Here is a 13337-nt window from a genome sequence, read left to right on the forward strand (position 1 = left end):
TATGGTGAACGTGGCAATTCTGGGCTTTGGCGTGGTGGGCTCCGGCGTGGCCGAGGTGCTGGCAACCAACGGCCCCCATATTGATCAGAAGGTGGACGATCTGATCCGCCTGAAATACATCCTGGACGTGCGGGACTTTCCCGACAGCCCCTTTGCCGACAAGGTGGTTCACGACTTCTCGGTGATCGAGAACGACCCCGAGGTGTCCATCGTGGTGGAGACCATCGGCGGGGCGAAGGCGGCCCTGGACTTCACCCGCCGGGCGCTGCGGGCGGGCAAGAGCGTGGTCACCTCCAACAAGGAGCTGGTGGCGGAGCACGGCTGTGAGCTGCTGGCTCTGGCGGCGGAGCAGGGGGTCAGCTACCTGTTCGAGGCCAGCGTGGGCGGCGGCATTCCCATCCTGCGCCCCCTGAACCAGTGCCTGGCGGCCAATGAGATCGAGGAGATCACCGGCATCCTCAACGGCACCACCAACTATATCCTCACCCGGATGATCCGGGGCGGGCTGAGCTTTGACGCGGCGCTGAAGGAGGCCCAGGCCAACGGCTATGCCGAGCAGGATCCCACCGCCGACATCGAGGGACACGACGCCTGCCGCAAGATCTGCATTCTGGCCTCCCTGGCCTTCGGGCGGCACATCTATCCCCGTCAGGTGCCCGCCGAGGGCATCACCGGTGTCACCCTGTCCGACGTGGCGTGGGCGGAGTCCTGCGGGAAGAAGCTCAAGCTGCTGGGCCGGGCCATCCGGCAGGCCGACGGCAGGGTGTGCGCCTATGTGTCCCCCCACCTGGTGGACGTGGAGAACCCCCTGGCCGGGGTGGAGGACGTGTTCAACGCCATCGCCGTGAAGGGCAACGCCATCGGCGACGTGATGTTCTACGGCCGGGGTGCGGGCAAGCTGCCCACCGCCTCCGCCGTGGTGGCCGACGTGATCGACGCGGCCAAGCACCGGGATGAGAAGAAGCGGGTGTTCTGGGCCGAGGGCGGCGAGGACACCACCGTGTCCCCAGACGGCCTGGCCTCCGCCTGGTACGTCCGGGGCTCCGGGGATGTCGGGGCGGCGAAGGCCGCCCTGCCCGGGGCCAGGCTGCTGGAGCGGGCGGACGCCCCGGCGGGCGAGTTCGCCCTCCTCACCGGCCCCATGACCCGCCCGGAGCTGGACGGGAAGCTGGCCTGCGTGAAGCCCCTGTCCGTGTTCCGGGTGCTGGACTGAGGGCATAGGATGGCCTGGGGCGCCCTGCCCCGGCCTGTCCTGACTTTTTCCTTTGTAGGGGGTACATATACCAATGGGACTGATTGTACAGAAATTCGGCGGGAGCTCGGTTGCGGACGCCGACCGCATCCGCAACGTGGCCCGCATCATCACCGAGACCTACCGCCGGGGCCATAAGGTGGTGGCGGTGCTCTCCGCCCAGGGGGACACCACCGACGATCTCATCGCCAAGGCGGCGGAGATCAACCCCAACGCCTCCAGACGGGAGATGGATATGCTGCTCTCCACCGGGGAGCAGATCTCCTGCTCCCTGTGCGCCATGGCCATCGAGGCCATGGGCTATCCGGTGATCTCCCTGACCGGGTGGCAGGCGGGCTTCCGCACCAACTCGGCCTACGGCGACGCCCGCATCAAGCGGGTGGACGTGGAGCGGGTGCTCACCGAGCTGGACAAGAACACCATCGTCATCGTCACCGGCTTCCAGGGCATCAACAAGTATGACGACATCACCACCCTGGGCCGGGGCGGCTCGGACACCTCGGCGGTGGCCCTGGCCGCGGTGCTCCAGGCGGATTTGTGCCAGATCTTCACAGATGTGGACGGCGTGTACACCGCCGACCCCCGCCACGTGACGGGGGCGCGGATGCTGGAGGAGATCACCTACGACGAGATGCTGGAGCTGGCCACCCTGGGGGCCCAGGTGCTCCACAACCGCTCGGTGGAGATGGCCAAGCGCTACGGCGTCAATCTGGAGGTGCTCTCCAGCTTTTCCGGCAAGCCCGGCACCAAAGTCAAGGAGGTTGCGAAAACCATGGAAAAACTGCATGTCAGCGGCGTTGCCTGCGACAAGAACGTGGCCCGGCTGGCCGTGGTGGGCCTGCCCGACGAGCCCGGCATCGCCTTCAAGATCTTCTCCCTCATGGCCAAGGAGAACGTGAATGTGGATATCATTCTCCAGTCCATCGGCCGCCACAACACCAAGGACATCAGCTTCACCGTGGGCAAGCAGGACATGGAGCGGGCCAAGCAGGCCCTGGAGGCCCGGAAGGAGGCCCTGGGCTTCGACCACGTGGACGTGAACGACGCCATCGCCAAGGTGTCCATCGTGGGCGCGGGTATGATCCACAACCCCGGCGTGGCCGCCAAGATGTTCGAGGCCCTGTACAACGCGGCCATCAACATCCACATGATCGCCACCAGCGAGATCAAGATCTCCGTGCTGGTGGATCTCAGCGAGGCCGACCGGGCGGCCCAGGTCATCCACGACCGCTTCTTCCACGAGGTGGGCGTACAGTAAACCGAAAAAGCGCGGAGCCGGTTCCCATCGGGAACCGGCTCCGTTTTTGTGTGCTCAGGCGTTGAATACGTACTTGTCCAGGCGGTGGAAGGCCTCCTGAATGCGGGAGAGGGGGGAGGCCAGGTTCATGCGGATGTGGCAGGGGCCGTGGAACGCCCGGCCGTCCTGCCAGGCCACGCCCACATCCCAGCCGGCCTTGATGACCTGATCCAGGGTCTTGCCGGTGCGCCGGCAGTAGTCCGTCAGATCCAGGAAGAGCATATAGGTGCCCTGGGGCATGGAGACGTCCACGCCGTCGTAGTGCTGCCGGATGTGGTCACAGGCGTATTTGCAGTTGCCCTCCAGCACCTGAAGAAGTTCGGAGACCCACTCTCTGCCCTCGTCGGAATAGGCCCCGATCAGGGCGTGCATGGACAGCACGTTCATCTCGTTGTAGTGGGTGGCGTCGCCGTGGGCGGTGACACGGTCGCGCAGATATTTGTTATAAATGATGTGATAGCTGCCGATCAGGCCCGCCAGGTTGAAGGTCTTGGAGGGGGCGTAGACGGCCACGGTGTGCTCCCGGGCCCAGTCGTTGACCATGAGGGTGGGGATGTGCTGGTGGCCGGTATAGGTGATGTCGGCCCAGATCTCGTCGCTGATCACGAAGCACTGGTTGGCCTCAAAGACCTCCATGGCCTTCTCCAGCTCCCAGCGCTCCCACACCCGCCCGGCGGGGTTGTGGGGGGAGCAGAAGATCGCCAGATGGATGTTGTTGGCCTTCAGCTTGGCGTCCATGTCCTCGTAGTCCATGCGCCAGATGCCGTTTTCATCCTTTTTCAGAGGGCTGTACACCGAGGTTCGGCCCAGATATTCCACATCGGCGGCGAAGCCCACATAGGTGGGGCTGTGAAGCAAAACCTTGTCGCCGGGGGCGGTCAGGGTCTGCACCGCGCTGGTGACACAGCCGTGGACGCCGTTCTCATAGCCGATGTATTCCCGCTTCAGCTCCCGGAAGCCGTGGCACTCCGTCTGCCAGCCGATGATGGCGTTGTAGTATGCGTCGCTGGGGAAGAAGTAGCCGTACAGGGGATGCTTGGCCCGCTCAATCATGGCGGCGGGAATAGTGGGGCAGGTGGCGAAGTTCATGTCGGCCACCCACATGGGGATGGGGTCGAAGCCTTCCTTGGGGGCATCGGGCTCGTTGCCCCAGACTTTATGCCCGATGCTCTCCACAGCCAGGGCGTCTTTGCCCCGGCGGTCAATGATGGATGTAAAGTCGTATTTCATAATAAAACCTCCTTATTTAGCCCTCATTCTCGGTATCGACCAGGGCGCGCTCAATCGTCTCCTGCTTGCGGGCGGCCAGGACATCGGGCGAAACCCACTTCATTTTCAGGGTGATGAGAGGGATAATGAACATGACCACAATTTCGCCCACACACAGGGCGGCGGCCTTGAAGTCAAGGTTGATGAACAGGTTATAGATAATCATGATGCCGAAAACACTACCGGCTACAGAGCAGAGGTTCCAGACCCACTTCGGGAAGCGGAGGCCCCGCTTTTCCCACTGCTCCGGATACAGCTTGGGCAGACGCAGGCAGTAGAGGTTCATGAAAATATTCAGGATCATAGTGGGGATCATGGTATTGCCGACAACACCCTCAATGTCCAGGCCGGTCACCAGGGGGATCAGGCTGACAACATATAGCACCAGGTACATGACCCAGGGATAGCCGCCCTTGGTGGTCTTGGTGAACACGGAGGGAAGCCAGCCGTCCTCAGCCACCCGCAGGATAGGCGCACGCAGATAGGCCATAACACCCAGCATGGTGGAGGCCACAGCGCAGATACCGCCGCCCACCACGAAGAACACGTATAGGCCACGGGGCAGGATCGCCTCGGCGGTGACGCTGATGTTCTGGCCGGCCACCTGCTCATAGGGCAGGATGCCGCTGGCCACATAGCCCATCAAAGCATACACCACGGCGACAACAACGGTGGCGAGAATTGAGGCCAGGGGAATGGTGCGCTTGGGATTCCTGGTGACTCCGCCCATAGAGATCATGGCAGAGGTGCCCATACAGGCAAAGGACATCATGGAGAGAGAAGCCATGAATCCGCCAAACCCGTCGCGCCAGAATCCGCCGTCCGCATTGGAGAAGAAGCTGGCGGCGTCTACCTGGGGAACGCCGAACACAATGAACATCCCCAGAGATACAAGCAGGGTAACGGTAATCAGGTTCTCAATCAGGGTCAGCATGCGGGAGCCGCGGATGGTGCATACAAATCCCAGCGTCAGAACCAGCACCGAGAAAGGCATCTGGAAGTTGCTGACCTGCGGCCACAGTTGTTCCACAAATTGCGTGATAGCCAGCGAGTGGCCAGCCAGTACAAAGGCGGACGCGATTTGGAACCAGGCCGACACACCGGTGAGCAGCGGCGGGAAGACCATGGACCGGGCGGCGTAGTCGCCGCCGGGCAGCACGAACATGGAGCCAAATGCCAGAGAGTTCCAGAAGGCCAGCAGCATGTAGACGCAGCCAATGCTGCATACCAGCACAATGGACCGCCCGCCATAGGCGATGCCGGAGCCCATCATGATGAAGATACCGGTGCCGATGCCGCCGCCCACGCAGAGGCCGATCAGATTGAGTAAGCCTAACTTTTTCCCTTTTTCCTCCACGGAAATTCCTCCTTTATAGATTATAGCACGAATCCTGTGGGTTTTCCGCTTTATTTTGATCAGCGCGTCCGCTGCAAAGCACCGCCGTATTTACGAGCTATATTATTAAGTAACTAAATAAAGTAGCATATTTATAATATCACCACAGCGGCAGATGTCAAGCAAAACTGTGCAGATTTCACAGGTTCTGCGGGGTACACAAAATCGGAGCGTGCATTTTGGCGGATTCGACAAAGAAAACCGGGGCGCGGCCATGGCCGCGCCCCGGTGGTTCACAGATTATGTTCCTTGCTGTGCTGCACATCCTCCTGATACGCCTCGTTGAGCTTCCGCTGCACCATCAAATGGTGCTCCAGCTCCTGGGTGGAGAAGGTATCCAGGAGCCGGAAGGTGGCCTCCTGGCAGGAGCGGTTGAAGGAGGTGTGATCCTGATAGACCCGCTGGCCGCTGTCGGTGAGATAGAGGTTGAAAATCCGGTTGTTCTCCGGGTTGCGCACCTGCTCCACCCAGCCCTTGGCCCGCAGCTTCCGCACGATCTGGGAGCAGGCGCTGGGGGTCTTTTTCAGGATGGCGGCCAGCTCGGTGACGGTGATCTCCGGGTGCTCGCCGATGAGGTCGATGATCTGGGCCTCCGACTGGTAGAGGGTATTTTCCCCGTACTGGTGGGGGAGGGAGTCATATTCATACATCAGGTCGTAGGCCTCGTCCTGGGCCGCCCAGATCTGCCGGAGCAGGGCCTCGCGCTGGTCTTCCATAGCCGTCCGCGTCCTCTCTTACATAGTTGCCACCATATTATAACGGATTTGCCGCCGGGACGCAAGCCGGGAATTGGCCTTACTCGGTGTCGTGGTTCACCGCCCGGTTGATGGCGGAGAGGATGCCCTTCAGGGGGGCCAGGTTGATGTTGTGGCTCATGCCCACGCCGAACCAGTCCTTGCCGTTCTGATCCTGCAGGTGGATGTAGGACACGGCCTGGGAGTCGGAGCCCTGCTTGATGGCGTGCTCGCTGTAGTCGATAAAGGTAAAGCGATCCATCTTCTGGCCGTGGATGGCGTTGAAGAAGGCGTCGATGGGGCCGTTGCCGGAGCCCTGCACCTGGAACACGGTGTCGGTGTGGCGGAGGGTGCCGGCAAAGGTGACGTGGGAGTGGCCCTCCTCGTCGGTGAACTCGGCGAAGGAGTGGCGCACCAGCTCGTAGGGCTTCACCGCGTCAATATAGTGGGTCTTGAACAGGTCGTAGATGGCCTCGGGCTTGAGCTCCTTGCCCACCCGGTCGGTCTCCACCTGGACGATGTGGCCGAACTCCGGGTGCATGGCCTTGGGAAGGTCGAAGCCGAAGGAGTGCTGCATGACGAAGGCCGCGCCGCCCTTGCCCGACTGGGAGTTGATGCGGATGATGGGCTCATACTGCCGCCCCACGTCCGCCGGATCGATGGGCAGATAGGGCACCTCCCAGTACTCGGTGCCGCTCTCCTCCATGTAGCGCACGCCCTTGTTGATGGCGTCCTGGTGGGAGCCGGAGAAGGCGGTGAACACCAGCTCGCCCACGTAGGGCTGCCGCTCGCCGATCTTCATCTTGGTGACCTTCTCGTACACGTCCCGGATCTTGTTGATGTTGGAGAAGTCCAGGCCCGGATCCACCCCCTGGGTGTACAGGTTTAGGGCCAGGGTCACCATGTCCACGTTGCCGGTGCGCTCGCCGTTGCCGAACAGGGTGGCCTCCACCCGCTCCGCGCCGGCCAGCTGGCCCAGCTCGGCGGTGGCCACGCCCTCGCCCCGGTCGTTGTGGGGGTGCAGGGAGATGATGGCGCTCTCCCGGCTGGGCAGCTTGGAGATGAAGTACTCGATCTCGTCGGCGAAGTAGTTGGGCATGCAGTTCTCCACCGTGGTGGGCAGGTTAAGGATCACCTTGTGCTCCGGCGTGGCGTGGAGGGCCTCGATCACCGCCTGGCAGATCTCCACCGCCGCGTCCATCTCCGTGCCCATGAAGGACTCGGGGGAGTACTCATACCGGAGATCCATGCCCGCGTCGATGGCGGGCTGGCTCAGCTCCCGGATCAGGTGGGCGGCATCCACGGCGATCTTCTTCACCCCCTCCACGTCGGTGTGGAACACCACCTTCCGCTGGAGGGTGGAGGTGGAGTTGTAGAAGTGGAAGATCACGTGCCTGGCGCCGTCAATGGCCTCAAAGGTCTTGCGGATCAGATGCTCTCTGGCCTGCACCAGCACCTGGATGGTCACGTCGTCGGGGATGTGGTTCCCGTCGATGAGGGCGCGGAGAAACTCATACTCCGTCTCCGAGGCGGAGGGGAACCCCACCTCAATCTCCTTCACGCCGATGTCCACCAGGGTGTGGAACAGCTCCAGCTTCTCCTCCACGTTCATGGGGTCGATCAGCGCCTGGTTGCCGTCCCGGAGATCCACCGAGCACCAGATGGGGGGCGCCGTCAGCTGCTTGTCGGGCCAGGCGCGCTTTTCCATCTTGAGGGGGACGAAGGGGATGTACTTTTCCTGTGCGGGCTTCATGAAAATTCCTCCTGTTCTCGGGGTCAGGGTACGAAAAAACGCCCCTGACCAATCCATTTGGTCAGGGGCGTAGAATTACGCGGTACCACCCTGCTTCCGCCGCCGGTTGCCCATGCGGCGCTCATGGCCTCCAACAAGGCCGCGGCCGGTAACGTGGCCGTGACGGTTCGCCCTACTGCTTGCGGTTCAGGCGGACGGCTCCGGGATCAGGATGCGCGCGGGCTCCCGCACCGGTTTGCACCAACCACCGGCTCTCTGCCCGGGAGGGGCCGCGCCTTCTTCCCATCATCGCCTGTTCTGGGATGCTGTTTCAATTATTCTATCCGACCGGCCGGCCTTTGTCAAGGGAAAAGATTGCCTGTCGGTGAAGGACGGCGATTTGACGGGAAAGGGTGAGGGGAATTTTGTAAAATTCACGTAAATTCTCATTGACGGGGTAATTTACATTCGATATACTTAGTCTGGAAAATGTAAAGAATCTGAAAAAAGAATGTAAAGATGAGGGAATGAAATATGAACGCGAGTATCGTGCTCGGGCTGCTGGGCGGCCTTGCCCTGTTCCTCTACGGCATGCAGATGATGAGCTCCGGCCTGGAGGCCGCGGCCGGCAACCGGATGAAGGGCATCCTGGAGCGGCTGACCTCCAACCGCATCCTGGGCGTGGCCGTGGGCGCCGTCATCACTGCGGTGATCCAGTCCTCCTCCGCCACCACCGTCATGGTGGTGGGCTTCGTCAACTCCGGCATGATGTCCCTGAAGCAGGCCGTGTGGGTCATTATGGGCGCCAACATCGGCACCACCATCACCGGCCAGCTCATCGCCTTGGATGTGGGCGCCATTGCCCCCCTGTTCGCGTTTGTGGGCGTGGCGATGATCGTCTTCCTGAAAAAGCCCCAGCTCCACCACTACGGCAGCATTCTGGCGGGCCTGGGCGTGCTCTTCATCGGCATGGAGATGATGGGCACCTCCATGGAGCCCCTGCGTGAGATGCCCGCCTTTGTGAACATGGTGAGCACCTTCTCCAACCCCCTGGTGGGCATCGCCGTAGGCGCCATCTTTACCGCCATCATCCAGTCCTCCTCCGCCTCCGTGGGCATCCTGCAGGCCCTGGCGGTCAGCGGCGTGGTGGGCCTGGACACCTCGGTCTATGTCCTCTTCGGCCAGAACATCGGCACCTGCATCACCGCCGTGCTGGCCGCCATCGGCACCAGCCGCAATGCCAAGCGCACCACCGTGGTGCATCTGTCCTTCAACATCATCGGCACCGTCCTGTTCACCATCCTGTGCCAGGTGACCCCGCTGGTGCCCTTCATGCAATCCCTGACCGACAACCCGGCGGCGCAGATTGCCAACATGCACACCCTCTTTAATGTGGTCACCACCCTGCTCCTGCTGCCCTGCGGCGGGCTGCTGGTGAAGCTGGCCATGCGCATCCTGCCCGACCGGGAGGAAGATCAGAAGGAGGGCATGCACCTGGCCTTCCTGGTGCCCGAGCCGGCCCGCACCAAGCAGGAGCACCCCATCGGCCTGTCCGCCATGTACCTGACCCAGCTGCGCCAGGAGCTCAACCGCATGCTGGGCATGGCCAAGGACAACATCGCCACGGCCTTCCAGGCGGTGCTGGAGCGGGATCCCAAGGAGGTGGAGAAGGCCCAGGCCACCGAGGAGTACATCGACTTCCTGAACAAGGAGATCTCCCAGTACATCTCCAAGGGCATGGTGCGGGAGACCAACGCCAAGGACTCCTCCGCCATGAGCTCCTATTTTAAGATCACCGGCAACATTGAGCGCATCGGCGACCACGCCATGAACATCTGTGAGTACACCCAGAAGCTGGCGGACAAGCACATCCGCTTTTCCGAGGAGGCCCAGGACGAGATCCGCGCCATGGAGCAGGTCTGCCTGGACACCCTGGCTCTGCTGGAGCAGGAGGGCATCCAGCCCACCGAGTGGCTGACCAAGGTCTCCGCCATGGAGCAGCGCATCGACGACATGACCGACGAGTTCCGCCGCAAGCAGCTGGAGCGCATGCGGCAGGGCTCCTGCTCCGATGAGGCGTGCATCATCTTCTCCGAGCTGCTCACCGACTTTGAGCGCATCGGCGACCACGCCCTCAATATCGCCCAGGAGCGGGCGAGCATTGCGCCCGAGTCCACGGACGCGTAACAGTGAATCCTGAGAAGGGGAGTGCCGCCCCGGGGCGGCGCTCCCCTCCTGTCTTGCGGGGCGGGGAGGGCCCGCCCGTTCCCCTGCGGATTTCAGAAAATCAAAAAATACCGGAGATCTCCCCGGTACTGCTTGACGGGGGATTTTCCATCTGTTATGATAATATGTTGGAAAAAACCTTATGCATATAGAGCTCAGGGCCCGGTTCCAGGCCCTGTTAGAAGGAGAATGACATATGTACTGCACCCGTAAGCTGACCGAGCAGGTGACCTGGGTGGGCGGCAGCGACCGCCGGCTGGCCCTGTTCGAGAATCTGTTCCCCGTACCCCACGGCGTATCCTACAACTCCTATGTGATTATGGACGAAAAGACCGCCGTACTGGACACGGCGGACGCCGCCATCTCCCGCCAGTTCCTGGAGAACGTGCTCCACACCCTGGGCGGCCGCCCGCTGGACTACCTGGTGGTCAACCACATGGAGCCCGACCACTGCGCCAACATCGAGGCGCTGGCCCTCCGCTTCCCCGGGATGAAGATCGTGGGCAATGCCAAGACCTTCACCTTTATGAAGCAGTTCTACGACCTGCCCCTGGAGGAGCGGATGATCATCGTCAAGGAGGGGGATACCCTCTCCCTGGGCAGCCACACCCTCCACTTCTACATGGCCCCCATGGTGCACTGGCCCGAGGTGATGGTCACCTACGAGTCCAGCGAGAAGCTCCTCTTCTCCGCCGACGCCTTCGGCACCTTCGGCGCCGTCAACGGCAGCCTGTTCAGCGACGAGGTGAACTTCGACCGTGACTGGCTGGACGACGCCCGCCGCTACTACGGCAACATCGTGGGCAAGTACGGCCTCCAGGTGCAGGCCGCCCTCAAGAAGCTCTCCGCCCTGGACATCGCCATGATCTGCCCCCTCCACGGCCCCGTGTGGCGGGAGAACCTGGACTACCTGCTGGGCAAGTACGACAAGTGGAGCCGGTATGAGCCGGAGGAGAAGGCCGTGGCCATCTTCTACGCCTCCATGTACGGCGACACGGAGAACGCGGCCGATATCCTGGCCGCCGGCCTGGCCGAGGGCGGCGTGAGGAACATCGCCATGTATGACGTGTCCTCTACCCACATCTCCTATCTCATCTCGGAGGTGTTCCGGTGCAGCCACCTGGTGCTGGCGGCCCCCACCTACAACAACGGCATCTATCCCGCCATGGCCAACCTGCTCCACGACATGAAGGCCCTGATGCTCCAGAACCGCACCGTGGGCCTGGTGGAGAACGGCTCCTGGGCGCCGGTCAGCGGCAAGCTGATCCGGGCCGAGCTGGAGAGCCTGAAGGGCTTCCAGGTGCTGGAGCCCGTGGCCTCCCTGAAGTCCGCCCTCAAGGGGGACTCCCTGGAGCAGCTGGGCCAGCTGAAGGACAGCATCCTGGCTTCCCTCAACGGCTGATCAGGTGGACAAAACACGCGGTTGCCGGTAAATCCAGCCTGTCGAAAAGCCTTTCCGACAGACTGACGCGGCCCATCGGTCTTCGACCGATGGGCCGCGCTCTGTTTTTCCTTGCATTCTCTGCTTCCGTCTGTTCAGTCCAGCAGCTCCTCGGCCGGGATCCATTCCTCCGGGGAGAGAAGCTGGCTCTCCACCAGTTCCTCGAACCGAACCTCGAAGGTGTCTTGATCCACATCTTCATTGTCCAGCAGATAGGTAAGCGTCTCGACACCGCCGTCCGACGTGTCCTCGTGAATCGTCAGGTTGGCGGTTTCCTCGGTCTCTCCATCGGACAGATAGCGGAACAGATTGTACAGGTGGGAGTATCGGGTGGGCCCGGTGCCCGTATCGTACTGCCGTACCATGGTGCCGTCCCGCAGGGGATAGTCCCGACAGCTTGTCTCCATGATATCGTACTGCCAGCAGGACAATTCCCCGTCCCCGTAGTGGAACACGGCATTGAACAGGGCGGGCTGCCCCACCTTCTGCACCACCAGTTCAGCCCCGCCGTCCCCATCCAGATCCAGCAGTACATACTCCAGCTCCTTCGCCGGGGGCAGGGTGACCTGGTACAGCTCCAACCCCTCCGGAGGGCGGTTCAGCGCCCCTGGCTCTCCCTCCAGCAGGGCCCGGTAGGCCTCCAAGGTCTCGGCCGACACAGGCGCAGGGTATAGCGGCTCCGGCGAAGCGGGCACGGGGCTTCCGGACAGCGCCGGCGGTTCTACGCCCCCCGCGCAGGCGGTAAGGACGGCAGCCAGTAGACAGGCCAGCCCCATTACGGATGTGCGGTTCACAGCGGCACTCCTCCTTCGGACGGTTGTGCGGTCATGATACCACCCGTACACCCCCAGGGAAACCCAGTTGCAGTTTCAAATGTTGAAAATTTGGTAACAAGTCCCCACAAGTCCGGCGCGGAAGTACTGTCGCCGCGGAAGGACACACGGCACGGCAGCGACGCGCGAATAAACCTTCTGGGGAGGGGCGTGTACTCACGACCCGGGCGGCATGGCGGCTCACCGGGGGCGCAGCTGCCAGAAGACCACGGCGCCGGCGGCGGCCACGTTGAGGGAGTCCACACCGTGGGCCATGGGGATGCGGACAGTGTCGTCGCAGCAGGCGATGGTCTCGGGGGAGAGGCCGTTCCCCTCGGAGCCCAGCAGGACGGCCAGCCGCTCCGCCTGGGCCAGCCGGGGCTCCTCAATGCTGGCGGCGCTGCCGCTCAGGGCCATGGCGGCGGTTCGGAAGCCCATCTCCCGCAGGAGGGCCAGCCCGGCCCGGGGCCACTGGCCCTCCCCCTGGCCGATCCAGGCCCACGGCAGCTGGAAGACGGCGCCCATGCTGACCCGGATGGCGCGCCGGTAAAAGGGGTCGCAGCAGGAGGGGGTGACCAGCACGGCGTCCATCCCCAGCGCGGCGGCGGAGCGAAACAGGGCCCCCACATTGGAGGCGTCCGTGATGTTCTCCAGCACGGCCACCCGGCGGCTGTTCCGGCACACCGCCTCAACATCGGGGAGAGCGGGCCGGCGCATGGCGCAGAGCATGCCCCGGGTGAGGGCATAGCCGGTGAGCCGGGCCAGCACCTCCCGGTCGGCGGTGTAGACGGGGACATCCCCGCAGCGCGCCTCCAGCTGCCGGGCGAACAGGGGCAGGTGCCGGCGCTCCATCAGCAGGGACAGGGGGCGGCAGCCGGCGTCCAGGGCGCAGGAGATCACCTTGGCGCTCTCGGCGATCAGGACGCCCTGCTCCGGCTCCCGCCGGCTGCGGAGCTGTGCGTGGGTGAGCTGGGTGTAGGGGCTCAGCTCGCGAAGGGAGAGATCTGTGATCTCCACAATGTGTGCCATGGCGCACCTCCCGGGTGGCGGATGTTCTGTCCGGCGGATTGTCCGTACCGGACTCAGCGGTACCCACCATATCATATACCGGGCTCTTTTTCAAGCGGTTTCCCGCCGCCTTTTCCCCGGGGATGCCCATCCGTCCATCCAAATTGAAG

The 13337-nt window shown here is 62.9% G+C and carries 10 protein-coding genes; 4 read left to right on the top strand and 6 right to left on the bottom strand.

Going from position 1 to position 13337, the window contains the following annotated elements; all coding sequences use genetic code 11:
- Position 1 precedes the first annotated feature (1 nt).
- Entirely contained in the window at positions 2-1213 is a 1212-nt protein-coding gene (locus B5E42_RS04400) for a homoserine dehydrogenase (protein WP_087237027.1), read from the top strand.
- Positions 1214-1286: 73 nt separating this feature from the next.
- Positions 1287-2510, top strand: a complete 1224-nt coding sequence (locus B5E42_RS04405) for an aspartate kinase (RefSeq protein ID WP_087237029.1) — start codon at positions 1287-1289, stop codon at positions 2508-2510.
- 54 nt (positions 2511-2564) lie between these two features.
- On the opposite strand, the gene B5E42_RS04410 is transcribed toward B5E42_RS04405, so the two are convergent.
- The 4 genes from B5E42_RS04410 to leuA all read right to left on the bottom strand — a co-directional run bounded on the left by B5E42_RS04410 (position 2565) and on the right by leuA (position 7701).
- On the bottom strand, positions 2565-3779 hold the full coding sequence (locus B5E42_RS04410) for an aminotransferase class I/II-fold pyridoxal phosphate-dependent enzyme (RefSeq protein WP_087237032.1): 1215 nt from the start codon (positions 3777-3779) through the stop codon (positions 2565-2567).
- Positions 3780-3795: 16 nt separating this feature from the next.
- The gene (locus B5E42_RS04415; RefSeq protein ID WP_087237034.1) at positions 3796-5175 is read right to left on the bottom strand and encodes an APC family permease; all 1380 of its coding nucleotides are present in this window, start codon (positions 5173-5175) and stop codon (positions 3796-3798) included.
- A 272-nt stretch (positions 5176-5447) separates the two neighbouring features.
- On the bottom strand, positions 5448-5930 hold the full coding sequence (locus B5E42_RS04420) for a MarR family transcriptional regulator (RefSeq protein WP_087237036.1): 483 nt from the start codon (positions 5928-5930) through the stop codon (positions 5448-5450).
- Positions 5931-6009: 79 nt separating this feature from the next.
- Positions 6010-7701 carry a 2-isopropylmalate synthase gene (gene leuA, locus B5E42_RS04425; protein WP_087237037.1) on the bottom strand — a complete coding sequence of 564 codons (1692 nt, stop codon included), beginning with the start codon at positions 7699-7701 and terminating at the stop codon, positions 6010-6012.
- Between the two features lie 513 nt (positions 7702-8214).
- Here leuA and B5E42_RS04430 point away from each other — a divergent pair.
- The gene (locus B5E42_RS04430; RefSeq protein WP_087237039.1) at positions 8215-9867 is read left to right on the top strand and encodes a Na/Pi cotransporter family protein; all 1653 of its coding nucleotides are present in this window, start codon (positions 8215-8217) and stop codon (positions 9865-9867) included.
- A 235-nt stretch (positions 9868-10102) separates the two neighbouring features.
- On the top strand, positions 10103-11308 hold the full coding sequence (locus B5E42_RS04435; protein ID WP_087237042.1) for an FprA family A-type flavoprotein: 1206 nt from the start codon (positions 10103-10105) through the stop codon (positions 11306-11308).
- Positions 11309-11442: 134 nt separating this feature from the next.
- On the opposite strand, the gene B5E42_RS04440 is transcribed toward B5E42_RS04435, so the two are convergent.
- Positions 11443-12141: a hypothetical protein gene (locus B5E42_RS04440; protein WP_242967012.1), complete on the bottom strand. Its 699-nt coding sequence runs from the start codon at positions 12139-12141 to the stop codon at positions 11443-11445.
- A 219-nt stretch (positions 12142-12360) separates the two neighbouring features.
- Complete coding sequence (locus tag B5E42_RS04445) at positions 12361-13188, bottom strand: RNA methyltransferase (protein WP_087237044.1); 828 nt, start codon at positions 13186-13188, stop codon at positions 12361-12363.
- Positions 13189-13337 lie beyond the last annotated feature (149 nt).

Source organism: Flavonifractor sp. An10, assembly GCF_002161215.1.
Taxonomy (GTDB): Bacteria; Bacillota; Clostridia; order Oscillospirales; family Oscillospiraceae; genus Flavonifractor; species Flavonifractor avistercoris.